This window comes from Thioclava sp. JM3 (assembly GCF_002213185.1).
Taxonomy (GTDB): Bacteria; Pseudomonadota; Alphaproteobacteria; order Rhodobacterales; family Rhodobacteraceae; genus Thioclava; species Thioclava nitratireducens.
Genome location: NZ_NBOB01000007.1, coordinates 23896 through 47054, shown reverse-complemented (window position 1 = coordinate 47054; position 23159 = coordinate 23896). Strand labels below are relative to the sequence as shown.

At 65.4% G+C, this 23159-nt stretch carries 26 protein-coding genes; 12 read left to right on the top strand and 14 right to left on the bottom strand.

What is annotated here, in order from left to right; genetic code table 11:
• Window positions 1–66 precede the first annotated feature (66 nt).
• From B6V73_RS14145 to grxD, 3 genes are all read left to right on the top strand, one after another.
• A complete protein-coding gene (locus tag B6V73_RS14145; RefSeq protein ID WP_168174905.1) occupies window positions 67–1059 on the top strand; it encodes an FUSC family protein in 993 nt (330 codons plus the stop codon).
• 80 nt (window positions 1060–1139) lie between these two features.
• Window positions 1140–1382, top strand: coding sequence for a BolA family transcriptional regulator (locus tag B6V73_RS14140; RefSeq protein ID WP_075775791.1), 243 nt, complete (start codon window positions 1140–1142; stop codon window positions 1380–1382).
• A 42-nt stretch (window positions 1383–1424) separates the two neighbouring features.
• A complete protein-coding gene (grxD, locus tag B6V73_RS14135; protein ID WP_075775790.1) occupies window positions 1425–1784 on the top strand; it encodes a Grx4 family monothiol glutaredoxin in 360 nt (119 codons plus the stop codon).
• 101 nt (window positions 1785–1885) lie between these two features.
• Here grxD and B6V73_RS14130 read toward each other — a convergent pair whose 3' ends face one another.
• The 3 genes from B6V73_RS14130 to B6V73_RS14120 all read right to left on the bottom strand — a co-directional run bounded on the left by B6V73_RS14130 (window position 1886) and on the right by B6V73_RS14120 (window position 3165).
• Window positions 1886–2509 carry a DUF1523 family protein gene (locus tag B6V73_RS14130; protein WP_075775789.1) on the bottom strand — a complete coding sequence of 208 codons (624 nt, stop codon included), beginning with the start codon at window positions 2507–2509 and terminating at the stop codon, window positions 1886–1888.
• 7 nt (window positions 2510–2516) lie between these two features.
• Complete coding sequence (locus B6V73_RS14125; RefSeq protein WP_088720447.1) at window positions 2517–2795, bottom strand: hypothetical protein; 279 nt, start codon at window positions 2793–2795, stop codon at window positions 2517–2519.
• Window positions 2796–2856: 61 nt separating this feature from the next.
• A complete protein-coding gene (locus tag B6V73_RS14120; protein WP_075775788.1) occupies window positions 2857–3165 on the bottom strand; it encodes a hypothetical protein in 309 nt (102 codons plus the stop codon).
• Window positions 3166–3281: 116 nt separating this feature from the next.
• Between B6V73_RS14120 and B6V73_RS14115 the strand changes: the two genes are divergently transcribed.
• Window positions 3282–4562, top strand: a complete 1281-nt coding sequence (locus B6V73_RS14115; RefSeq protein WP_075775787.1) for an acetylornithine deacetylase/succinyl-diaminopimelate desuccinylase family protein — start codon at window positions 3282–3284, stop codon at window positions 4560–4562.
• A 136-nt stretch (window positions 4563–4698) separates the two neighbouring features.
• On the opposite strand, the gene panC is transcribed toward B6V73_RS14115, so the two are convergent.
• The 3 genes from panC to B6V73_RS14100 form a co-directional block, all read right to left on the bottom strand.
• Window positions 4699–5538, bottom strand: coding sequence for a pantoate--beta-alanine ligase (panC, locus tag B6V73_RS14110; RefSeq protein WP_075775786.1), 840 nt, complete (start codon window positions 5536–5538; stop codon window positions 4699–4701).
• On the bottom strand, window positions 5535–6359 hold the full coding sequence (gene panB / locus B6V73_RS14105) for a 3-methyl-2-oxobutanoate hydroxymethyltransferase (RefSeq protein WP_078602157.1): 825 nt from the start codon (window positions 6357–6359) through the stop codon (window positions 5535–5537). Before panB ends, panC begins: the two co-directional genes overlap by 4 nt.
• Window positions 6360–6553: 194 nt before the next feature.
• Window positions 6554–7486, bottom strand: coding sequence for a L,D-transpeptidase (locus B6V73_RS14100; RefSeq protein WP_341865719.1), 933 nt, complete (start codon window positions 7484–7486; stop codon window positions 6554–6556).
• Window positions 7487–7684: 198 nt separating this feature from the next.
• Between B6V73_RS14100 and B6V73_RS14095 the strand changes: the two genes are divergently transcribed.
• The 6 genes from B6V73_RS14095 to B6V73_RS14070 all read left to right on the top strand — a co-directional run bounded on the left by B6V73_RS14095 (window position 7685) and on the right by B6V73_RS14070 (window position 15138).
• On the top strand, window positions 7685–9130 hold the full coding sequence (locus B6V73_RS14095; protein ID WP_088725559.1) for an aldehyde dehydrogenase family protein: 1446 nt from the start codon (window positions 7685–7687) through the stop codon (window positions 9128–9130).
• A 170-nt stretch (window positions 9131–9300) separates the two neighbouring features.
• Window positions 9301–10041 carry an SDR family oxidoreductase gene (locus B6V73_RS14090; protein WP_075775782.1) on the top strand — a complete coding sequence of 247 codons (741 nt, stop codon included), beginning with the start codon at window positions 9301–9303 and terminating at the stop codon, window positions 10039–10041.
• Between the two features lie 63 nt (window positions 10042–10104).
• Window positions 10105–11115 (top strand): P1 family peptidase, encoded by a 1011-nt coding sequence (locus B6V73_RS14085; RefSeq protein ID WP_075775781.1) that lies wholly within the window; start codon window positions 10105–10107, stop codon window positions 11113–11115.
• Between the two features lie 33 nt (window positions 11116–11148).
• On the top strand, window positions 11149–12627 hold the full coding sequence (locus B6V73_RS14080; RefSeq protein WP_088725558.1) for an NAD-dependent succinate-semialdehyde dehydrogenase: 1479 nt from the start codon (window positions 11149–11151) through the stop codon (window positions 12625–12627).
• A gap of 112 nt (window positions 12628–12739) precedes the next feature.
• Window positions 12740–14143 (top strand): YcjX family protein, encoded by a 1404-nt coding sequence (locus B6V73_RS14075; protein WP_088725557.1) that lies wholly within the window; start codon window positions 12740–12742, stop codon window positions 14141–14143.
• Window positions 14140–15138 (top strand): TIGR01620 family protein, encoded by a 999-nt coding sequence (locus B6V73_RS14070; protein WP_233243103.1) that lies wholly within the window; start codon window positions 14140–14142, stop codon window positions 15136–15138. Before B6V73_RS14075 ends, B6V73_RS14070 begins: the two co-directional genes overlap by 4 nt.
• 65 nt (window positions 15139–15203) lie before the next feature.
• Here the strand turns inward: B6V73_RS14070 and B6V73_RS14065 are convergent, their stop codons facing one another.
• The 4 genes from B6V73_RS14065 to ruvC form a co-directional block, all read right to left on the bottom strand.
• Entirely contained in the window at window positions 15204–15611 is a 408-nt protein-coding gene (locus tag B6V73_RS14065) for a group III truncated hemoglobin (protein WP_088720455.1), read from the bottom strand.
• Window positions 15604–16638 (bottom strand): Holliday junction branch migration DNA helicase RuvB, encoded by a 1035-nt coding sequence (gene ruvB / locus B6V73_RS14060; protein WP_088720487.1) that lies wholly within the window; start codon window positions 16636–16638, stop codon window positions 15604–15606. The genes B6V73_RS14065 and ruvB overlap by 8 nt, the downstream gene beginning before the upstream one ends.
• Before the next feature lie 83 nt (window positions 16639–16721).
• A complete protein-coding gene (gene ruvA, locus B6V73_RS14055) occupies window positions 16722–17390 on the bottom strand; it encodes a Holliday junction branch migration protein RuvA (protein WP_075775778.1) in 669 nt (222 codons plus the stop codon).
• Window positions 17387–17920, bottom strand: coding sequence for a crossover junction endodeoxyribonuclease RuvC (ruvC, locus tag B6V73_RS14050; RefSeq protein WP_088720456.1), 534 nt, complete (start codon window positions 17918–17920; stop codon window positions 17387–17389). The genes ruvA and ruvC overlap by 4 nt, the downstream gene beginning before the upstream one ends.
• 215 nt (window positions 17921–18135) lie before the next feature.
• Here ruvC and B6V73_RS14045 point away from each other — a divergent pair, with 215 nt between their 5' ends.
• The gene (locus B6V73_RS14045) at window positions 18136–18321 is read left to right on the top strand and encodes a DUF1127 domain-containing protein (RefSeq protein ID WP_075775776.1); all 186 of its coding nucleotides are present in this window, start codon (window positions 18136–18138) and stop codon (window positions 18319–18321) included.
• 78 nt (window positions 18322–18399) lie between these two features.
• On the opposite strand, the gene B6V73_RS14040 is transcribed toward B6V73_RS14045, so the two are convergent.
• The 4 genes from B6V73_RS14040 to B6V73_RS14025 all read right to left on the bottom strand — a co-directional run bounded on the left by B6V73_RS14040 (window position 18400) and on the right by B6V73_RS14025 (window position 21723).
• Window positions 18400–18747, bottom strand: a complete 348-nt coding sequence (locus tag B6V73_RS14040; RefSeq protein WP_075775775.1) for a hypothetical protein — start codon at window positions 18745–18747, stop codon at window positions 18400–18402.
• Window positions 18748–18838: 91 nt separating this feature from the next.
• Window positions 18839–19708, bottom strand: a complete 870-nt coding sequence (locus tag B6V73_RS14035) for a 50S ribosomal protein L11 methyltransferase (RefSeq protein WP_088725556.1) — start codon at window positions 19706–19708, stop codon at window positions 18839–18841.
• Window positions 19709–19788: 80 nt separating this feature from the next.
• On the bottom strand, window positions 19789–20433 hold the full coding sequence (gene msrA / locus B6V73_RS14030; RefSeq protein WP_088725555.1) for a peptide-methionine (S)-S-oxide reductase MsrA: 645 nt from the start codon (window positions 20431–20433) through the stop codon (window positions 19789–19791).
• 57 nt (window positions 20434–20490) lie between these two features.
• Entirely contained in the window at window positions 20491–21723 is a 1233-nt protein-coding gene (locus B6V73_RS14025) for an MFS transporter (RefSeq protein ID WP_088720459.1), read from the bottom strand.
• Window positions 21724–21846: 123 nt separating this feature from the next.
• Between B6V73_RS14025 and B6V73_RS14020 the strand changes: the two genes are divergently transcribed.
• Window positions 21847–22911, top strand: coding sequence for a YeeE/YedE family protein (locus B6V73_RS14020; RefSeq protein ID WP_075775771.1), 1065 nt, complete (start codon window positions 21847–21849; stop codon window positions 22909–22911).
• Window positions 22912–23159: the final 248 nt, after the last annotated feature.

The window sequence follows — 23159 nt, the reverse complement described above, 5'->3', positions numbered from 1 at the left end:
GGGCGGTTTCTTGCCGCCTGCGCACAGACCAGTATCGCCGCGACACACCGATTTCAGGTTCCCGCTTTGACCAGCTCCACCCTTGCCTATGCCGCCCGGCTGTTCCTCGCCGCGACGCTCGCCCTGACCGTTGCGCGGTTGCTCGGGCTGACCAACGCCTACTGGGCGGCGATGCCGGTCTGGGTGGTAATCCAGCCCCATCGCGAAGACATGGCGCTGCGCGCGTTGTTGCGGGTTGTGGGCACCTTGGTCGGGGCAGCAATCGGGATCGCCGCGCTTCGCTGGCTGCCAGTGCCGGGAATCGCGCTGACCGTGGCGCTGACGGCGGCCGTGGGCGTGGGGATCGCCTACCGGATCGGGACGCATTGGGCCTATGGTTTCACGCTGATGGCGATCACGGTCGGCGTTGTGGTGATGCCCGCGCTCGGCATGGGGGCGGAGGCAATCCCGCTCGCACTCGACCGGGTCGCCTGCACGCTTCTGGGCGTCATCTCGGTGACGGCGGTGAACTGGCTCTTCACGCCCGCCCGTCGCGCGCCGATGCCGCCGCGCCCGAACCCGCATTTTATCCAGCAGCTTTGGCTGCGCATGGCGGCGGTGGCGGCGCTCACGGGCGCGGCCACGCTGATCGACGCCCATTTCACCCACCCCGCCGCGACGGCAGCTGCATTGTCGGTGATCGTCTTCTCCTCGGTGCTGGGCTCCATGCCGAATCCGCGCCCCGCCGTGCGCTTCCTGGTGCCCGGCGTCGCGCTTGGCGTCCTCGCCGCCATCGCCTATCGCGGGCTGACCCACCTGTCGGGCGGCGATCAGACCGAGTTCCTGATACTCGCCTTCGCCTTCATCGCGGGCGGTGCGCTACTGCGCGCCCATCCCCGGACCACGCTGATGGGGATCGACATCAACATGTGTTTCCTACTGGCCGGAGAAGTCGGCGCGCCGGGTCATTCCCTGCAAGTGACCGCCGCCGGAGCCGCCGCGATGTTCACCGGCAGCGTCGTCATCGCGACGCTCATGTTCTACCTGTCGCGGCTGCACCCACCAGCGGCCACCGCATAAGCTCGCACCGCCCCGCGCATCCCCTTGCAGCCAGCCGCCGCGCCACTTAAGTTTGCGGCAAAGGACGAGGAGCCCTATTTATGGCAATGGAAGCCCATGACATCGAAGCCCTGATCCGGGCCGAATTCCCCGATGCCAAGATCACGATCACCGATCTCGCTGGGGACGGAAATCATTGGGCAGCGGAGGTCATTGACGAGAGCTTCCGCGGCAAGAACCGAGTCCAGCAACAGCGCGCAGTCTATGCCGCGCTCAAGGGGGCGATGGACGGGCCGAACGGGGTGCTGCACGCGCTCGCACTGACCACCAAGGCGCCCGAGTGATTTCACACGCGTCCCGAGCCGGGACGGAGAAAGGATTAAGCGATGAACGCGCAAGACCAGATCGCCCAGCAAATCTCCGAGAATGACGTCGTTCTCTTCATGAAGGGCACCAAGGACATGCCGCAATGCGGGTTTTCGAGCCGCGTCGCGGGCGTGCTCAACTTCATGGGCGTGACCTACAAGGACGTCAACGTGCTGGCGGATCAGGACATCCGTCAGGGCATCAAGGACTATTCGGACTGGCCGACCATCCCGCAGCTCTACGTCAAAGGCGAGTTTGTCGGCGGCTGCGACATCATCACCGAGATGACCCTCTCGGGTGAGCTGGATCAGCTCTTCGAGACCAAGGGCGTGAGCTTCAACAAGGAAGCTGCCGAGCAGATCCGCGCCGCCAACGCCTGAGCGCGGATCAAATACCTATCGAAAGCCCCGCCAGTGGCGGGGCTTTCGCGTTTCAGCGTCGGTCTGAGTCGGGTGCCGCCCGGCGGCCCTGAAACTCCGTCTCACTTGCGTCCGATGAAGCGGTCGAACCAACCCTTCGCACCTTCCTCGGCATCGTCCCAGGCTTCGCCCGCCTCCTCGAAAAGCGGATCGATCGAGCGCTGACGGAACTGCCGCCACATCGCGCGGATCGTCAGGACGATGATGACGAGCAGCGTCAGGATGACGATATTCGCCCAAGGGATAATGCGCGTATCGGGAGCGGGCACGACCTTCAGTCCGACCGCATTCGGAAAGATCGTCAGCCAGCGCGAGCGCCAGCCATAGCGCGTGACCGACACCCAGATCGGATCGGCAGAGGTCGAGATCAGCGACTCGGCCTGTGCCTGCAAATCCGAACTGTCGAGCTTGAAATAGGGCGGCCACCCCCAGCCGGTATCCTCGTTGCGAAAGACCAGTGTCTTGCCGTTCGGGCGCACCGTGTTGATGAAGCGCACATCGCGGCTCGTGGCGTTCGCAGTGCCTACATCGGGCGCGGCCCAGAAGATCGAGTTCTCGCCGAAGTCGATCCGGCGCACCTCGGTGCCGACGATCCGCACGATGTCATGGCGTGGCAGGTTGTAATGCAGGAACACGGCGGCAAAGCCGATCACGACCAGCCAGAAGCCCCATTTCACGTAACGCATCGCACCCTCACCTGTAATTCATCAGATAGACAATCAGCCCGACCACGACGATCGGCAGGACATAGACCAGCCAGATCAGCTTGCGCAGCAGACTTTTCTCGTAGTCTCGCATCCCGGCCTCGACGTAAGCCTCGCGTGTGGTCTCGGCCCGACCCTCGGCTGCGGCCTCGTTCCAATCCTCTTCCAGCGCCTCGCGCCGGACCGACCGGGCATAGAGACGCACCAGCCAGAACAGGACCGTCAGTAGGATCAGGCCGAATATCGCCAGTCGGATGAAGGCCAGCATCGCGCGCCCTCCTTGCCCCTCGCTGTCGCAAGCCTAGGCCGCAGCGGCGGGCTTGACCAGATCAGCCTTTGCGGCGCGCCATGCCGATCCGGATCAGCTTGATCACGATCGCGGAGGCCGCGACCGGGATCAGCGCCATCACGTAGGTCGCGGCGAACATCTGCCGCGGTACGTAGCCGTTCGAGCAGCTCGCCGTGTCAGAGAAGAAATGCAGCACGAAGCCCGCGCCGCAGGCGGTGCCGGTCATGTAGAAGGCAGGCACGATCATCGCCACAGGCACCAATGCCAGAAGCTTCGCCCAGTCGTATTTCGACAGCCACCCTCCGACCGCGATGCAGAGCACGAGCGCGAAGGCCAAGAACAGGTTCATCCGGTCCCTCCGTAGGATTTTGTCCCGCAATAGCGCGCGCCGTCCGCGAAAGCCACGTGTTTTCAGTCCAGCTGTTTTCGCTTGGCCCGCCGCGTCGAGCGGCGCTAGCCTTGGGTATGGACCTTGCCACTCGCCTCAAGACCGCAATCGATGCCCGCCGCGACGCGTTGATCGCGCTGACGCAGGCCTTGATCCGCATCCCGACGCTGAACCCGCCGGGGCGCAATTACCGCGAAATCTGCGAATATCTTGCCGAGCGTCTCTCCGAACGCGGGTTTGCGACCGAGATGATCCGCGCCCGTGGCGCGCCCGGCGACAGCGAGCCCTATCCGCGCTGGAACCTCGTCGCCCGCTTCGAGGGCGCGCGCCCCGGCGACTGCGTGCATTTCAATTCACATCACGACGTGGTCGAGATCGGCCACGGCTGGACCCGCGATCCGTTCGGCGCCGAGATCGACGGCGACCGCATCTACGGGCGCGGCGCCTGCGACATGAAGGGCGGGCTGGCGGCCTCGGTGATCGCTGCAGAGGCCTTCCTCGACACCTGCCCCGACTTCAGGGGCAGCATCGAGATTTCCGTCACTGCCGACGAGGAATCGGGCGGCTATGGCGGCGTGGCCTATCTGGCCGAGCAAGGCCGCTTCGATTCCGCCCGCGTGCAGCACGTCATCATCCCCGAGCCGCTGCACAAGGACCAGATCTGCCTCGGCCATCGCGGCGTCTGGTGGGCCGAAATCGAAACCCACGGCCGCATCGCGCATGGCTCGATGCCCTTCCTCGGCGACAGCGCGATCCGCCATATGAGCGCCGTTCTGAGCGAGATGGAGGAGACGCTCTATCCCCTCCTTCTGGGCAAGCATACCGAGATGCCCGTGATCCCCGAAGGCGCGCGGGCCTCGACGCTGAACGTCAATTCGATCCATGGCGGCGCGCCGGAAGAGGAGGCCGATTACACCGGCCTTCCCACGCCTTGTGTCGCCGATCGCTGCCGCATCGTAATCGACCGCCGCTTTCTGATCGAGGAAGACCTTGCCGAGGTAAAGGCCGAGATTGCAGACCTGATGGAACGCGTGAGGGCGCAGCGCCCGAGCTTCCGATACGAAATCCGCGACCTGTTCGAAGTGCAGCCCACGATGACCGACAAGGGCGCGCCTATCGTGCGCTCCACCGCCGCCGCGATCGAGGCTGTGCTGGGCCGCGAGGCGGCGTATGTCGTCTCGCCCGGTACCTATGACCAGAAACACATCGACCGCATCGGCCGGCTGCAGAATTGCATCGCCTACGGGCCGGGCCTTCTGGAACTCGCCCATCAGCCCGACGAATGGGTCGGCATCGAGGATATGACCGACAGCGCGAAGGTCATGGCGCTGGTTCTGGCGGAACTGCTGGGTTCTTAGGGGCGCTGCCCCTCGGCGCGTGCCGCGCCTCACCCCGGGATATTTCAACCAAGGCGATGCAGGATCACCCGGCCTTCGGGCTTGTCCAAGTATCCCGGGGGGCGACGTAGTCGCGGGGCGGCGCCCCCTCGAGATATCAGACCGCGATATTGTCGATCAGACGCACATCGCCGAGCCAGATCGCGGCCAGCATCCGCGTCGGTTGCGACAGATCCGCCGCGGGCTTCAGCCCGTCGACCGTGCGCAGCTCGAGGTAATCGAGTTCCCCAAAGCCCGCTTCCTTCAACTCGGCTTTCGCATCGTTGAGCGCGCCTTCGACCGGCACGCCGTCGCGGATCTTCGCGGCCGCCTCCTGCATCACCTTATGCAGACGCGGCGCCAGTGCTCGCTCCCGAGCGGTCAGCCGCACATTGCGCGAGGACATTGCCAGACCGTCCTCTTCGCGGATGGTCGGGCAGCCGATGATGCGGATCGGCATGTTGAGATCGCGGGTAAGCTGCTGGACCACCTGCAATTGCTGCCAATCCTTCTCGCCGAAGAATGCGCGCCCCGCCTGCGTCATGCCGAAGAGCTTCGAGCAGACCGTCGCCACGCCATCGAAATGGCCCGGCCGGAAGGCGCCCTCGAGCGGCTCGGTGATACCCGACACGGACACGGTGGTAGAGAACCCGTCGGGATAGACCTCGTCCACACCGGGCGCGAAGAGCACGTCGACCCCTTCCGTTTCTAGAAGCGCCAGATCCTGTGCCTCGTCGCGCGGGTATTTGTCGAGATCCGAGGCATTGTTGAACTGCATCGGGTTCACGAAGACCGTCACGATCACGCGGTCCGATTGCTTGCGCGCGGCGCGGGCGAGGCTGAGGTGGCCGTCATGCAGCGCGCCCATCGTCGGCACCACGCCGACCAGCATCCCCGAGCGCTTCCACGCCGCCACCTTGTCGCGCAGTTCAGCGGCCTTGCGGATCACCTGCGTCATTTTTTCACCTCATCGGCGAAGCTGTGCTCGGCTGCCGGGAAGCTGCGATCACGTACTTCGGCTGCGTAATCGGCGACGGCGGCTTCGGCTTCCTGACCGAGCTGGCCGAAACGCTTGACGAATTTCGGTTTGAAATCGGTGAAGAGGCCCAGCATGTCATCGACCACCAGTACCTGCCCGTCGCAGCCGGCACCCGCGCCGATGCCGACGGTGGGGATAGCGACCATCGCGGTGATCTCATCGGCCAGCCCCTGCGGCACTTTTTCCAGCACCACCGAGAATGCCCCCGCTTCGGCCACGGCTTTCGCATCCTTGACCAGACGCGCCCGGCTGTCGCCGCGGCCCTGCACCTTGTAGCCACCCAGCGTGTTCACCGATTGCGGGGTCAGCCCGATATGGGCCTGCACCGGGATACCGCGCGCGGTCAGGAAAGCGATGGTCTCGGCCATATGCGCGCCACCTTCGAGCTTCACCGCCCCCGCGCCGGTCTCGGCCATCAGCCGCGACGCGTTGCGGAACGCCTGCGCCGGGCTTTCCTCGTAGGAGCCGAAGGGCATGTCGATCACCATCAGCGCGTTAGACAGACCGCGCGCCACGGCCTTGCCGTGGAGGATCATCATTTCCATGGTGACGCCCAGCGTCGAAGGGAGTCCGTGGAGCACCATGCCCACCGAGTCGCCGACCAGCACGAGATCGCAATGGCTGTCGACCAGCTTCGCAATCGGCGTGGTGTAGGCGGTCAGGCAAACGATCGGCGCGCCGCCCTTCATCGCGAGAATATCTGCGGGCATCTTCTGCCGCGTGGTTCCGGTGACGCTCATGGCATCCTCCTGATCTGCTTGCGCGCGAGTCCTAGCGTCACCCGGCCCGCAAGGAAAGACGTGAACGCGCAAACGCTGCGACATCGGGCGCGTCGCGCATGATTTTGCCCCGCTCGCAAAAAGACCGAGCCCCCATGAAAAACGGCGCGAGGTTGCCCCACGCGCCGCAAATTTCTTGTCCAAGATCGGTTCGATCAGTTGTTGCTATCGACACAGGTGCCGGTGCCGGAATAGCCGCAATCGACAGTGGAGTTGGCATTCTCGCCCGAGCCGCCGACCTCTTGGGCCATCGCGACCGAAGCCTGATGCTGTTCCTCTTCGACTTTCTTCTGATCGGGAATCCGGCCCGCTTTCCACGCGGCCTCGTCTTCGTTGATCGCCACCTGATTATAGGCGGAGACCACGTAGCCCGAATGCAGCTGCACCACGGGCCCTTCCATCTCGAGGCTTTCGGCGCGGCTGCGAACCTTCACCGGCGTGCCCTTCGGCACTTTCGAGAACAGGTCGATGATGTCCTGATTGAAGAGGCGGATACAGCCGGCCGACGTCGCACGACCGATCGAGGACGGGTCCATCGTGCCGTGAATCCGGTAATAGGTATCGCGGTTGCCCTGGTAAAGATAAAGCGCGCGCGCCCCCAGCGGGTTGTCCAGACCGCCCGGCAGACCGTCTTTCAGCGGCCCGTAGAGGTCGGGATCTTCCTGGATCATGTTCTGGGTCGGCGTCCAGCTCGGATATTCCTGCTTGCGCTCGATCGTGGCGCTGCCCGAGAAAGTCTTGCCATCGCGGCCCACGGCGATGCCGTAGCGCTCTGCCTTGCCTGGCTCGGTGATGTAGTAGAGGAAGCGCGCATAAGGATCGACGACGATCGTCCCGACGGCCTCGGGCCCGTGATAGGGCACGATCTGACGGCGGTTGCGCTCAACCAAATACTTCGGGTTGATCGCCGGGATGGTTTTCCCGTCATCTTCGCGTGCCTGATATTCCGAGGGCACGGCCTTCGTCGACTGGGTCGGTTGCGCGTAGCGCTGTTCCGGCGCACTCGCGCAGGCAGCCAAGATGCCAGCCAGCCCGAAGAGCATGGCCGGTCGGATCGCGCGTTTGAGCGTCGAATAACTCGCGGTCACTTGCAATATTCCTGTCTCTTTTTCGGTGGGCCTTCTGCCCGGTTCCGTCATTCAAGGGGCTAGATAGGGGAAAGTTCCCTCCACTCACACTCACATGAATGTGATCGGAGCGACTCCGGCAGATTCCTGCCCCCTTGATTTTCCGCGCGTGCAAGCGGAGCGTGCTGCGAAATCGCGTGACAAGAGGAGGTGCCGCGCATGAGTTTGCGGCTTTGGTTCGATCCCGAGGAGATACTGATCGGAGGCGTCTGGCACAAGCCCAATGCGCGCCTGCAAGTGGCATGCCCGTCCGATGGGCGCGAAATCGCGCAGATCGCCCGCGGCGGCTCGGAGGAGATCGACGCGGCGGTCGAGGCCGCGCAGGCCGCGCTTGCGGGCGAATGGGGGCAGTTGAGCGCGGCGGAACGCGGGCGGCTCCTGCTGAAGATGTCGAGGCTCGTGCTCGCCCATGCCGAGGATCTCGCGGTGATCGAGGCGCTCGATGTCGGCAAACCACTGACGCAGGCACGGGCCGATGTGGCGGCGCTCGCGCGCTATCTCGAATTCTACGGCGGCGCCGCCGACAAGGTGATGGGCGAGACGATCCCCTATCTCAACGGCTACACCGCCTACACGCTGCGCGAGCCGCACGGCGTGACTGCGCATATCGTGCCGTGGAACTACCCGATGCAGATCATCGGCCGCTCGGTCGGGGCCGCGCTGGCGATGGGCAACGCGGCGGTCGTGAAACCCGCCGAGGAAGCCTCGCTCACCGCGCTGGCCTTCGGACGGATCGCGCAAGAAGCCGGAATGCCAGCCGGGGCGCTCAATATCGTGCCCGGTCTGGGCGAAGAAGCCGGCGCCGCGCTCTCGGCCCATCCGGGGATCGACCACATCTCCTTCACCGGATCGGTCGCGGTGGGCCAGCGCATCCAAGCTGCGGCGGCCACCAATGTCGTGCCCGTCACGCTGGAGCTCGGTGGCAAATCCCCGCAGCTCGTCTTCGCCGATGCCGATCTCGACCGCGCGCTGCCCTTCCTCGTGAATGCGGGCATCCAGAACGCGGGCCAGACCTGCTCGGCCTCGTCGCGCATCCTCGTACAGCGCAGCCGCTACGACGAGGTTCTGGAAATGATGGCCGCGCGCTACCGAAGCCTCGTCGCAGGCCCCGCGCTTGGCGATCACGACCTCGGCCCGCTGATCTCGGCGCGGCAGAAGGAGATCGTCGAGGGCTACCTCGCGCTCGCGTCCGACCTCACCATCGCGGCCCGAGGCCGGATCGCCGAGAACGCCCCGGCGAGCGGCCATTACGTCGCGCCGACCCTGATCGGTGGCGGCCACGGCGCACATCGGCTTGCGCAGGAGGAAATCTTCGGCCCGGCGCAGATCGTCATCCCCTTCGAGGACGAGGAAGAGGCCGTCGCCATCGCGAACGGCACAGAATACGGGCTCGTCGCCTCGGTCTGGTCGGAGAATGGCGGGCGGACGATGCGGCTCGCCCGCCGCCTGCGCGCGGGACAGGTCTTCCTGAACAATTATGGCGCAGGTGGCGGCGTGGAGCTTCCCTTCGGTGGCGTCGGCAAATCCGGTCACGGGCGCGAGAAAGGGTTCGAGGCGCTCTATGGCTTCTCCGTCCTGAAAACCGTCGCCGCCTGGCATGGCTGAGGCTTTCGGCTTGGCGGAAATACCCCGGGGGTGAGGCGGGATCAGCGGCCTTCCGGTGGAAGGACGCCCCGACGAACGCCCGAAGCGCAAGCGAAGGGCCGGAACCGGGGCAGAGCCCCCTTGCACCCGATGTGTCCTGCGACAACAGTAGGCCCCGAGGAGGAGGAGAGATGAGACTGGAAGGCAAAAGCGCGATCGTCACCGGCGCGGGCTCGGGCTTCGGGGCGGGGATCGCGCGCCGCTTCGCCGCCGAGGGCGCGCGTGTACTGGTCGCGGATCTCAACGCGGAGGCCGCACAGGCCATTGCGGACGAAACCGGCGGCGTGGCCTGCACCGTGGATGTCAGCCGCGATGCGGATGTTGCTGCCATGGCGGAGGCCGCACGCGAGGCCTTCGGTCAGATCGACATTCTGGTGAACAACGCCGGGACCACCCATCTGCCGAAGCCGATGGAGGACGTGAGCGAGGAGGAATTCGATCGAATCCTGAGGGTGAACGCGAAATCGGTCTACCTGACGGCGCGCCATATCGTGCCGGAGATGAAGGCGCGCGGCGCGGGCGCGATCCTGAACGTGGCCTCCACCGCCGGCGTTAGTCCGCGGCCCAATCTAAGTTGGTACAACGCCTCGAAGGGCTGGATGATCACAGCCACCCGCGCGATGGCGGTCGAGCTGGCGCCGTCCGGCGTGCGGGTCAACGCGATCAACCCGGTCGCCGGAGAGACCCCGCTCCTGAAGAGCTTCATGGGTGAGGACACACCGGAGATCCGTGCGAAGTTTCTCTCCACCATCCCGCTCGGGCGGTTTTCGACCCCCGAAGATATGGCGAATGCAGCGCTGTTCCTGTGCTCGGACGAGGCGAGCATGATCACCGGCGTTGCGCTGGAAGTGGATGGCGGGCGCTGTATCTGAGAAAAGCGGTTTGACTTGGGGGCGTTGCCCCCAAACCCCCAGGATATTTGGACCAAGAGGAAGATGAAGGCAGGGCCGAACAATCTGATCACCGATATCGCCGGGCTGCGCGTGGGCAATGCCGAAGATGCGGGCCTGCGCTCGGGCGTGAGCGTTCTGGTCGGCGAGCGCCCCTTCACGGCGGCGGTGCAGGTGATGGGCGGCGCCCCCGGGACGCGGGAGACCGATCTTCTTGCGCCGGACAAGCTGGTGCAGGAGGTCGATGCGCTTGTGCTCTCGGGCGGTTCGGCCTTCGGGCTTGGTGCCTGCGATGGGGTGATGGCGGGGCTGCGCGCGCAAGGCCGCGGTTTCGCGGTGGGCGATCAGCGCGTTCCGATCGTGCCCGGCGCGATCCTGTTCGATCTGCTCAATGGTGGCGACAAGAGTTGGGTCGACACGCCCTATCCCGGGCTCGGGCGCGCGGCGCTCCAGGCTGCTTCGGAGCGGTTCGAGATCGGCAGCGCCGGGGCGGGCTTCGGGGCGATGACCGGCACGGTGAAGGGCGGACTTGGCTCTGCCTCGGCCGTGCTGGAGAGCGGCTTCACGGTGGGGGCACTCGTAGCAGTGAATGCGCTCGGCTCGGCGACCGTCGGCGAGGGGCCGCATTTCTGGGCCGCGCCTTGGGAAATCGCGGGCGAATTCGGCGGACTCGGTCCAGCGCCCCGGCACGGTCCCGCCACCGAGCCCGAACCGACGAAACGCCAGGGCGAGGCCACCACCATCGCCATCGTCGCGACCGATGGAGCCCTCAGCCAAGCGCAGGCGCAGCGCATGGCCACCGCGGCCCATGACGGCATGGCGCGGGCCATCGTGCCCTCGCACACGCCGATGGACGGCGATCTGATCTTCGCCGCCGCGACCGGCGAGAAGCCCCTGCACGACCCGGTCCGCGACCCGTTCCAGCTTGGCCATGCGGCGTCTTGCGTGCTTGCCCGGGCCATCGCCCGCGCCATCTATGAGGCCAAAGAACACCCCGGCGATCTGCAGCCCTGCTGGCGCAGCCGTTACGGAACATCCCACACCCCGGCGCATTGACCGGACGACCCATCCAGCCCTTCGGAGGACATCATGCTCGACGACAAGACCGACCTCAAATCCATCCTCAAGGATCCCTCGCTTCTGGTGACCAAGGCCCTCGTCGCGGGCGAATGGGTCGATGCCGATGACGGCACCACCTTCGAGGTGACCAACCCGGCGCGCGGCGACGTGATCTGCACCGTGCCCGATCTGGGCCGCGCCGAAACCGCCCGCGCCATCGCTGCCGCCGACGAGGCGATGAAGGACTGGGCGGCGCGCACCGGCAAGGAACGCGCGCAGATCATGCGCAAATGGTACGACCTGATGATGGAGAACCAGGACGATCTCGGCGCGATCCTCACCGCCGAGATGGGCAAGCCGCTGGCCGAGGCGAAGGGCGAGGTCGCCTATGGCGCAGGCTTCATCGAGTGGTTCGGCGAAGAGGCCAAGCGCGTCTACGGCGAGACGATCCCGGGCCATCAGCGCGACAAGCGGATCACCGTGATCAAGCAGCCGATTGGGGTCGCCGCCTCGATCACGCCGTGGAACTTTCCCAACGCGATGATCGCGCGCAAGGCGGGCCCGGCGCTTGCCGTGGGCTGCGGCTTCGTCTGCCGCCCGGCCTCGGAGACGCCGCTCTCGGCGCTGGCGATGGCGGTACTGGGTGAACGGGCGGGCCTGCCCAAAGGCATCCTCTCGGTCATCACCTCCGCGAAAGCCTCCGATATCGGCAAGGAATTCTGCGAGAACCACACCGTGCGCAAGCTGACCTTCACCGGCTCGACCGAGGTGGGACGTATCCTGCTGCGTCAAGCGGCGGATCAGGTGATGAAATGCTCGATGGAGCTGGGCGGCAACGCGCCCTTCATCGTGTTCGACGACGCAGATCTCGATGCGGCGGTCGAAGGCGCGATGGCGTCGAAATTCCGCAATAACGGTCAGACCTGCGTCTGCGCCAACCGCATCTACGTCCAGTCCGGGGTCTATGACGCTTTCGCCGAGAAGCTGGCCAAGGCGGTCGAGAAGCTCAAGGTGGGCGATGGCCTGAAGGAAGGTGTCGAGGCCGGTCCGCTGATCAACGAGGACGCGGTCAAGAAGGTGCAGGAGCACATTCAGGACGTGCTCGACCACGGCGGCTCGATCGTCACCGGCGGCGCGCGTCACGAGATGGGAGGTACCTTCTTCCAGCCGACCGTGCTGACCGGGGTCACGCAGGAGGCCAAGGTCTCGCATGAGGAGACCTTCGGCCCAGTCGCCCCGCTCTTCAAGTTCGAGACCGAGCAGGAGGCGATCGCCAAGGCCAATGACACGATCTTCGGCCTCGCGAGCTATTTCTACGCCCGCGACGTGGGCCGCATCACCCGCGTGCAGGAGGGTCTGGAATACGGGATCGTCGGCGTGAACACCGGCCTGATCTCGACCGAAGTCGCGCCCTTCGGCGGCGTGAAGCAATCCGGTCTGGGCCGCGAGGGGTCACATCACGGCGTCGAGGACTATCTTGAGATGAAATATATCTGTCTCGCGGTCTGAGACCGGCGCGCGGCAGAAGAAATCTTCGGAGGGCGGGCCGCGTGTCCGCCCTCTCTTTCATTAATACTCACCGCTGCTTATCTTGTTCGTGAACGAGGACGAGGGGCAGGCTTTGGGCATTTCCGACATTGCGGACGGCATCACGCGCGGGATCGAAGGCATGGGCCAATCGGTCTCGGAAGCGCTGTTCGAACCGGTGATCCGGCTCGGCGTGACGGGGCTGTCGCGCGCGGGCAAGACCGTGTTCATCACTTCGCTGGTCGCGAACCTGCTGGACCGGGGGCGGATGCCTGCGCTGGGGTCCGCCTCCGACATCACCGCCGCCTATCTGCAGCCGCAGCCGGACGACACCGTGCCGCGCTTCGACTACGAGAGCCACCTTGCCGCGCTGACTGGCCCGTCACCGCATTGGCCGGACGGCACGCGCGCGGTCTCGGAGCTGCGCCTGTCCTTCCGCATCCAGCCGCGCGGGATGCTGGGCGCGGTGCGCGGGCCGCGCGTCGTGCATCTCGACATCGTGGATTATCCCGGCGAATGGCTGCTCGATCTCGGGCTGATGGACAAGAGCTATGCCGAGTGGTCGGCCGAGGCGCTGGCGCGTCTGCCGAACCGTCCGCAAGGCGCGGAGTATCTGGCGCAGTCCGAAGCGACGGATGGCACGGCGGAGTTCACCGAGCCGCAGGCCAAGGCGCTGGCGGCGGGCTTCACCCGGTATCTGGTCGCGGCGCGCGATGCGGGGTTCTCCGATTGCACGCCGGGGCGCTTCCTGCTGCCCGGAGAGATGGCCGGATCGCCCGCGCTGACCTTCGCGCCGCTGCCCGCGGGCGACGCCCCGCGCAGCTCGCTCCGGCGCGAGATGGAGCGGCGCTACGACGCCTATAAGCGCGAAGTGGTCCGCCCCTTCTTCCGCGACCATTTCGCCAAGATCGACCGGCAGGTGGTGCTGGTCGACGTACTGGGCGCGATCCACTCCGGGCCTGCCGCGCTCGACGATCTGCGGCAGGCGATGGCCGATATTCTGGCGGCCTTCCGCCCGGGGCGCGCAAGCTGGCTGACCTCGCTGATCGGCGGCAAGCGGGTGGAGAAAATCCTCTTCGCCGCGACCAAGGCCGATCACCTGCATCACACCCAACACGCTCGCCTGACCGCGATCACCGGCGCACTGCTGCGCGAGGCCAGGGACCGCGCCGATTTCGCGGGCGCGAAGACGCTGGCCCTGTCGATCGCGGCCCTGCGCAGCACTACGGAAGAAACCCTCTCGCATGACGGGGTGGAGTTGCAGGCCGTGCGCGGCCGCTTGGAGAATGGTAAATCGGTCGCGCTCTATCCCGGCGAATTGCCCGCCGACCCGGCGCAGCTTCTCTCGCCCGCCGCCCAAGGGGCCAGCGCATGGCTTGACGAAGACTATTCGATCATGAACTTCGCCCCGGCCCCGGTGATCCTGAGGCCCGGCGAAGGCCCGCCGCATATCCGGCTCGACCGCGCGGCCGATTTCCTGATCGGGGACAAGCTATGAAAAAACCGGTGATGATCGAGATCGAGGACGCGCCCTCGCCCGCCGAGGCCGCGCCGATCGAGGATATGCCGAGCGCGACCGAGGAACGGCTGGAAGGCCGCGCCATGCAGATCGCGACCCGACTGGGGGCACGCCGCGCCTCGCCCATCGTGCGGTTCTTCTGGCGCGCGACAGTGGCGCTGGTCGGTTTCCTGATTTCCGTCGCGCTCTGGCGCTTCATCGACGGGCTGTTCGCCACTCATCCGATCCTCGGCTGGATTGGCACCGCGCTGGTAGCGGCCTTCGCGCTTGGCGCGCTGCTGATCACGGCGCGCGAAATCGCCGCCTTCTCGCGGCTGGCGCGGCTCGACAAGGTCCACAAGGAAGTCTCGGAAGCGTTGAGCGCCGACGACCTAAGCCGCGCCCGCAAGGTGACGGCCCATGTCTCCGGCCTCTATGCCGCGCGGCCCGAAATGGATTGGGCGCGCAAACGACTGGCCGAGCAAACGGGCGAAGTGCTCGACACCGACACGCTGATGGGGCTGGCAGAGACCGAGCTGATGGGACCGCTCGACGCCGCGGCCCGGCTGGAGATCGAGGCCGCGTCGCGCACCGTCGCCACGGTGACCGCCGTCGTGCCGCTTGCGCTGGCCGATGTGTTCACCGCGCTTACCGCAAACCTGCGGATGATACGGCGCATCGCGGAAATCTATGGCGGGCGCTCGGGCACACTCGGCTCGGTTCGGCTGGCGCGGACTGTGATGACCCATCTCGTCGCGACCGGCGCGGTAGCGGCGGGTGACGATCTGATCGAGACCGTCACCGGCGGTCATCTGGTCTCGAAACTTTCGCGCCGCTTCGGCGAAGGCGTGATCAACGGCGCGCTGACCGCCCGCGTCGGCATCGCCGCGCTGGAGGTCTGCCGCCCGATGCCCTTCCGCAAACTACAAAAGCCGCGCGTGACCAACCTGATCGGGCGGTCGCTGACGGGCGTGTTCGGGAAGAAAGAGGACTGATCCTCTTCCTCTTGACTTAAATATCCCGGGGGCTGGCGGTGCCAGCGGGGGCAGAGCCCCCATTGTCATTTCAGTTTCGGAATACCGCCCGGAAGCGTCTCGCGTTCGACCACGCCCTGGCGCAGGCTCATGCCAATGCGATGGGCGAGCGCTGACCAACCTTTCGCCTGTTCAGGCGAGAGCTCCTCGCGCAGCACCTTGTCGAATTCTGCAAGCCAGGTCGAAAACATGCCCGGGCGCACGTTGCCCGCCGCCCGGTGGACCTGCATGGGCGAGCCGTCATAGACCGGTTTGCGAAGGATCGCGTTCTTCCAGAACCGTGCGACCTTGTCCTCATGTGTCGGCCAGTCGGTGACATGCACCGCAAAGACCGGGCCCAGCATCGCATGTTCCCGGACGCGCTCGTAGAAGCGCGCGACGACGCGGTCGATCTCGGCCTCGGTGATCTCGAAACGTGCCAGGGGATTAGCCATCGCCGAACAGGTCCGTCTGCGGGGTTGCCGGTTTCGGAGCTTCCAGCCCCAGATGCCGCCACGCCCGCGCGCCCAGCATCCGCCCGCGCGGGGTGCGGCTAATCAGGCCCTGTTGCAGCAGGTAAGGTTCGATGACTTCCTCGATCGCGTCGCGACTTTCCGAGAGCGCCGCCGAGAGCGTCTCCACCCCCACCGGGCCGCCGCCGTAATGATCTGCCATCAGCATCATGTAGCGCCGGTCCGCGCCGTCGAGACCGAGATTGTCGACGCCCAGCCGCGTCAACGCCCGGTCCGCGATCTCGCGAGTCAGCCGCCCGTCGCCTTCGACCAGCGCGAAATCGACGACTCGGCGCAGCAGGCGGCCGGCGATGCGCGGGGTACCCCGGGCGCGCTTGGCAATCTCGCGGGTGCCTTCCGGATCCGACGGGATACCCAGAAGCCGTGACCCGCGCGTCACGATCAGGTCCAGCTCGTCCTCGGTGTAGAATTGCAGTCGGGTCGGGATGCCGAAACGATCGCGCAGCGGCGTCGTCAGCAAACCAAGCCGCGTCGTCGCGCCGACCAGCGTGAAAGGCTGCAATTCGATCCGCACAGTGCGAGCGGCGGGGCCTTCCCCGATCACGAGGTCGAGCTCGAAATCCTCCATCGCGGGATAGAGCACTTCCTCGACCGCCGGATTCATCCTGTGAATCTCGTCGATGAACAGTACGTCGCGCGCTTCGAGATTGGTCAGGATCGCAGCCAGATCGCCCGCCTTGGCAAGCACCGGCCCCGAGGTCATCTTGAAGTTCACGCCCAGCTCGCGCGCCATGATCTGCGCCAGCGTCGTCTTGCCCAGACCGGGGGGGCCATGGAACAGCGTGTGATCCATCGCCTGGCTGCGCATCTTCGCGCTCTCGATGAAGACCCGCAGATTGGCGCGGGCCTCGGCCTGACCGGTGAATTCTTCCAGCGCCTGAGGCCGCAGAGCGCGGTCGGCGTCTTCGGGCAAGCGGTCGGGCCGCAACGTGGGATCGGGTTCGCTCATCGTCATCTACTGTCGCGCCTTTGGCGGAGGGGAGCAAGCGGGGCCCTGCCCCGCACCCCGGGATATTTAGATCAAGAAGAAGATCAATCCTTAGGGGCCAGGAGCCGAAGCGCCGCGCGGATCAGCTTGGCGGTATCGGTGACCTCCGGATCGTCATTGGCCTGCGCCACGGCACCAGCAGCATCGGAAGGCGCGTAGCCCAAATTGGTGAGCGCAGAGATCGCCTCGGCGGTGAAGTTCACCTTCGGCGTGGCGGCGGGCGCGGCTTTCTTCGCGGGCTTTTTCGCGGGCGCATCCTCGATCACCTCGGGAGAGGCGTCGACGGTCAATTCCGCGCCCATTGCCATGACGGAAGGTGCTTTCTCTTTCAGTTCCAGCACCACACGTTGCGCGAGTTTCGGACCGACGCCGGGGGCCGATTTCACCGCTGACCAGTCGCCCAGCGCGATCGCCCGGCCCAGCCCTTCCGCGCCGAGCGTGCCGAGGATCGCGAGCGAGGCTTTCGCACCGATCCCCTGTACCGAGGTCAGCAGCCGGTGCCATTCCTTCTCCAGCAGCGTCGGGAAGCCGAAGAGTTGCAAAAGGTCTTCGCGCACCAGAAGGTCGGTATAGAGCGCGCAGGCCTGGCCTACGGGCGGCAGAGATTGTGCAGTGCGCTGGCTGACATGGACGACATATCCCACCCCGCGCACGTCGATCATGACGTGGTCGAGCGCGCGGTGGATGATGACGCCTGCGATGCGACCGATCATGCGCGCCTCCGTTGCGTCGTGCCGAGGGCCTCGCGGGAGAGCTGCGCCGCGTTCATCCGGGCCGCCGATTGCAGGTGGAAGGCGTGGCAGATCGCGATGGCGAGCGCATCGGCGGCATCCGGGCCTTCGAACTGCACGCCGGGCAGTTGGTGGCGCACCATGTGCTGCACCTGCGTCTTGTCGGCATGACCGACGCCGACGACGGTTTTCTTGATCGCGTTCGGGGCGTATTCGCCGACCTCCAGCCCGGCCTGCGCCGGCGCCAGAAGCGCGATGCCGCGCGCCTGCCCCAGTTTCAGCGTCGCAACGGCGTCCTTGTTGACGAAGGTCTGCTCCACCGCCGCGGCCTCGGGCGCGTGAGTCGCGATGACCGCGCTCAGCCCTTCGTGCAGCACCAGCAGGCGCTTTGCCAAATCCTTACCTTCGGAGTGGAGAATCCCGTTCGCGACGTGCCTGAGCCGCGATCCGTCCATCTCGATCACGCCCCATCCGAGATTGCGCAACCCCGGATCGATCCCGATCACCCGCATCTGCCCTGCCTCGTTCTCGTGTTGTTTCGCAAGAACTAGCACGAAAAGGGAACATCGGCCAGAGGCGATGCAGAAACGGGCCTTCTATCACATGCGATTCCTGCATGGCGGGGCTGCCAAAACTGAGATTGTTTTCGCGCTCTGCCAGTCTTATCTGCGCCTCAGAAGATGGAATGCCCGAAACTTGAGCAGTTTGTGAACGAAGGATCCTCCCCATGGCTTCGATGGATATCAACACCCGCATGAGCCGCAGCGCCCGACCGAGCGTCATCACCTCGCTGATCGCCGCCCTGCACGACTGGAACGACGCACGCGTCACCCGCAAGGCTCTGATGAAGCTCAGCGACCGCGCGCTGGACGATATCGGCCTGACCCGGCTCGACGTGGCGCGTCTGCGCTAAGTCGACCGAAAGGTCATGCGAAAAGGGCTGCCCCGGCAACGGCGCAGCCCTTTCTTTTTGGGATACAGGCTTGGGTTCCTAGCCGATGAACGGTGCGAGCCAGCCGGCGATTTTCCGGGTAATCGGATCGGCATGCATGATCCAGGCCCCCACCCGTTCGAATTGCGAACCACCGGCGAGGCTTGCGACACGCGCCTCGTAGCTAGCCTGCCCAACCTGGGCGAGCATGGCGCCCTTCACCAGCAGAATACCGGCGAAGATCAGCGCCACACCGCGCAACGGAAAATGGCGCCGCACCTTGGGACGCATGGAGTCGAAATAGCTGCGGCCCAAGGCACCGGACGCCTCGAATGCGCCGCCAGCCTGATGAATCTGGTCGATCCGATGCAGCCGCTTTTCAAAGGACTCTATTTGTGGATCGCGCATGGCAAACCCCGTTGACTGCGATGCCCCGAAGGCAATTTCTCAAAACAGGGTAAAGCAATCCTTACGACAATCAGAGCGGATTTGTGGCGGATTAGGCGCGCTGCATGACCAATGTCGTCCATTCGCCGAATTCCTTACGCGAATGGGAAACAAAGCCCTGCGCCTGATAGGCGGCGACGACTTCATCGGCCTGTTCGTTGAGAATCCCGCTGAGGATCACGAAGCCCGATTCGGCGCAGTTGCGGCCCATTTCGGGGGCAAGCGCGACGAGCGGGCCTTTGAGGATATTGGCGAAAATCAGATCGAAGGGGGCGGCCTCTTTCAGGCGCGGATCGCCGAAGCCCGCGGCCTCGATGCAGATCACGCGGCCCTCAAGATCGTTCACCGCGACATTCGCCGCTGCCGTTTCCACCGCGACTGGATCGATATCGGAGGCCAGAACCGGTTCGGGCCAGAGCTTCGCCGCTGCCATCGCCAGAACGGCGGTGCCGCAGCCTATATCGGCGACGTTGTGGAAGGTGTGACCCTCGTTCGCCAGATCGTCGAGCGCCGTCAGGCAGCCCGAGGTGGTCCCGTGATGGCCCGTCCCGAAGGCCATCGCCGCGTCGATCCGCAGCGCAATCGCATCGGCCGGGATCTTGTCCTCGTCATGGCTGCCGTAGAGGAAGAAACGGCCCGCGCGGACCGGGGCCAGTTCGCGGCGCACATGGGCGACCCAATCGGTCTCAGGGATTTCCGAAACGACGAAAGGCTGCGCCCCGTGCGAGATCGCCAGCAGGTCGAGCGCCACGTCGTCAGGTGCCTCGAGGAAATAGCCCGAGACCTCATAGCGGCCCGACCCGTCCTCGATCTCGAACACGCCCGTGCCATAGGGGCCGGGATCGAGCTCTTCGAGACGTTCGGACAGCGCCTCGGCGGCCTCGCGATCGGCCAGCGTGGTAAAGGCGGTGAAGGTGGTCATGGGGCGCGCTCCTCGGGATGGTTGCGCCCGGGCTTAGGGCCGCGGGCGCGAGGCGTCAAGCGGCCCGCGCGCCCATCGGATCACGCGTTCAGCCCGATCGGGCAGGTCACGCCGGTCCCCCCGATGCCGCAATAGCCGCCGGGGTTCTTCTCCAGATATTGCTGGTGATAATCTTCGGCATAGTAGAAGGGCGGCGCGTCCATGATCTCGGTGGTGATAGTTCCGTAGCCCGCCGCACTCAGGCGCTCTGCATATGCTTCGCGCGAGGCTTCGGCCGCCTCTTTCTGCGCGTCGGTATAGGTGTAAATGCCCGAGCGATACTGGGTGCCGCGATCATTGCCCTGACGCATGCCCTGGGTCGGATCGTGGTTTTCCCAGAAGATGCGGAGCAGATCGTCGTAACTGACCTTGGCCGGATCGTAGATCACGCGGACCACCTCGTTATGGCCGGTCATGCCGGTGCAGACCTCGCGATAGGTCGGGTTGGGTGTCGGCCCGCCCGCGTAACCGACCATGGTCAGCCAGACGCCGTCGGTGTTCCAGAAGATACGTTCGACGCCCCAGAAGCAGCCCATGCCGAACATCGCCTCTTCCATGCCTTCGGGCACGGGGGAGCGCAGGTCGCGACCCCAGAGGAAATGCGGCTCTGCCAGAGGCATCGCCTCGTCGCGGCCCGGCAGGGCCTCGGCCTTGGTGGGAATGGTGGCGGGTTTTCCGAACAGCATTGTGAGTCTCCCTTTCGCGCCCCTCTCAGATAGGCGCGGCTCGACGAAATTTCCAGTTCACGCCGGAACCGGGCCAAGCCCCTGCAGCACGGTCTCGTAGCCTTTCGAGGGGTGACGCGGCACCAGCAGCGCAAGCCCCAGCGAAATCAACGCCATCGAGGCCGCCAGCCCGAAGACCGCGCCGGGCGAGACCATCCAGAGATAGCCCAGCGTCACTGGCAGGAAGACGGCGGCGATATGGTTGATCGTGAAGGCGACGGCGGCGGTGGGCGCGATATCCTCGGGGTCGCAGATCTTCTGAAAATAGGTCTTCTGCGCGAAGGCCAGCGCGAACAGCAGATGATCGACGACATAGAGCGCGCAGGCGAGCCAGATGCCCCAGCCGAACCAGTAGATCCCGCCATAAGAAAGAAACAGCAGCGTCAGCCCGACATATTCGAAGATCAGCGCGCGGCGCTCGCCGAAGCGATGCACGAAGCGGCCCATTGCCGGCGCGGCGGCCATGTTGACCGCGAAGTTGATCAGGAAGAGCGCGGTGATCTCGTCCACCCGCAGCCCGAAGCGCTCGACCATCATGAAGGCAGCGAAGACCACGAAGATCTGCCGACGCGCACCCGCCATGAAGGTGATCGCGTAATAGAGCCAGTAGCGGCGACGCAGCACGAATTTCTTCGATTGCGGCTCGCGGGTGTGGAACTGCGGATAAATCAGCGCGGCGGCCGCCATCATCACCATCGTCGCGATCCCGGCTGTGGCGTAGACGAACTCGTAGCTGAGATTGAAGGTCTTCCATGTCAGCACCAGCACTGCATAGGCGGCGAGCGACGCGCCTGAGCCGATGGCCACGATCCGCCCCAGCGTCTGTGGCGCCTTTGCCTTGTCGATCCACTGCAATTGCAGCGACTGGTTCACCGTCTGGAAATAGTGAAACCCGATCGACGAGAGCAGCGTCACGATGATGAGCCCGGCGAAGCTCGGGAAAAGGGCGGTCACCGCCGTCGCCCCGCCCAGAAGCAGCAGCGACAGGATGGCCAGCGTCTGCTCGCGCATTACCCAGAGCACGACGATCACCCCGATCGCGAGGAACCCCGGCACTTCGCGGAAGCTTTGCAGCCAGCCGATATCGACGCCGTCGAAATTCACCACGTCGATGACGAAGTTGTTCAGGAGCGCCGACCAGGTGGCGAAGGAGATCGGCATGGCAGCGGCCATGACGTAAAGCAGCGCTTCGGGTCTGCGCCAGCGGGGCAGCTCGTGGGCTTCGTCGAGCGGGACGGAACGGAACTTCATCATGCTTTCCTTAGACGCGACGGCAGCGTCCACGGCAAGTCTGCAAAAGGTGCGACCTGACTCAGATCAATGTGCGTTTCTGCGGTTTCTGGCAAAACCCGTGCGCGAACGGGAGATCTGGCTATGGACATCATCGCACTCATCGAGCGGATCGGCGAAGGCCCCACGGCGGCGCTTTTCGGGGTCATCACCGGGCTCATCTTCGGCGTGGCCGCGCAGAAATCGAACTTCTGCCTGCGGGCTGCGACCGTGGAATTCGCGCGGGGCAAGCTGGGCGGCAAGGTCGCGGTCTGGTTTCTGACCTTCTCGACCGCGCTGGTCTGGGTGCAGAGCGCGCAGTTGCTCGACCTGTTCCGGCAGGCCGACAGCCGGATGATGTCGGTGCCGGGCTCGTGGTCGGGCGCGATCATCGGCGGCCTCATTTTCGGCGTCGGCATGGTGCTGTCGCGCGGATGTTCGGGGCGGCTTCTCGTGCTCGCGGCGACGGGCAACCTGCGCTCGGTCGTCTCGGGGCTGATCTTCGCCGTGACCGCCACGATGAGCCTCAAGGGCATCCTCGCACCGCTGCGCGATAGACTCGCCGGCCTCTGGATTACCGGGGCGCAGAACGTGAATATCCTCGACGCGCTGCATCTGCCGGACTGGACCGGGCTCGCCGTCGGCATCGTCTTCGCCATCGCAGGCATGTATCTGGCCAAGCGCAACGAGATTGGTGTGAAGACGTGGATCTTCGCCTCCGGCGTCGGCTTCGCGGTCGCGGTGGGCTGGGTGCTGACCTTCATGCTGAGCCAGGTCGCATTCGATCCGGTGCCGGTCAATTCCGTCACCTTCTCGGGCCCCTCGGCCAATACGCTGATGTTCTTCCTCGACCGCCATTCGGTGCTGGAATTCGACGTCGGCCTCGTGCCGGGCGTGGTGCTCGGCGCGTTCCTGAGCTCGCTCCTCTCGCGCCAATTCGCATGGCAGGGCTTCGACTCGGTGCCAGTAATGCGGCGCTCGATGATCGGGGCTGTCTTCATGGGCTTTGGCGCGATGCTCGCCGGCGGTTGCGCCATCGGCAACGGGGTGACGGGCACCTCGGTTCTCGCGGGCACCGCGTGGCTGGCGCTGTTCTGCATGTGGATCGGTGCGATGGTGACCGACTTCCTTCTGGACCAGCGCAGCATGACACCTGCCACAGCCTGCTAAGCGCGCTCTTGCGCTTGCGAATAGCGCGTCCCGAGAGTCTCGGGGCGCCTACGCGCCTTCCTGCCGAAGCGCGAAGCTGCGCGAATCCTCACCTTACGGCACCCGTAAAAAAGCGTTAGATATTTCAGGGAAGAACCGCCGTGGAACTCGCGAAACGCCAGTTCTCGGCGCTGCATTTAGCAAGCACCACAGCTGCCGTACGAAATACCTTGCAAAAAATCGCTTTCGGGGAAAATCGTGATCGCTGT